The 503-nt window shown below is 42.9% G+C and carries 1 pseudogene; it reads left to right on the top strand.

What is annotated here, in order from left to right:
• Positions 1-127: 127 nt before the first annotated feature.
• Positions 128-503, top strand: a pseudogene (locus tag ACS8FD_RS25005) (peptigoglycan-binding protein LysM); the annotation flags it as partial.

Raw genomic sequence — 503 nt, forward strand, 5'->3', positions numbered from 1 at the left:
TTATAATCAAAGCGTTTTATAAACATGACACAATTTTTGCAGTAATTTTTGCAGTAAAGTAAGATGACGATATAGACTGGTCATGCCTAGCCATCAACCTTATTAACCAACTAAGAGACGTAAACGGATGAATTTTTCGAGACAAGCCTTATTGGGCATCGGGATGATTATAGGCGGTAGCGTCATGCTATACGCCATGGTGCAACAAATCGGTACTAATGATAAGCCAGCAACGCCCGCTGCTATCGTCGAAAAATCATCAACTGAACAAACAACTGTAGAACCATTAACCACAGATATCGAAACTGAAAAACGTATCTTGGCACAAAAGCAAAAAGAACGTGCGGCTCGTGTTGCAGAACAAGAGAAGCGCGCTCAGCAGTTTTTGGCAGAGCAGGAGAGTGCAGAAGCAAAGGCACTGGCGAAATCTCGTGCAGAAAACCAGCAGTATGTTGCCAACGCTATGCCAGCAGAGGATGAGGATACGAAAGTAGAAAATAGCT

The organism is Psychrobacter sp. 1U2 (assembly GCF_051847575.1).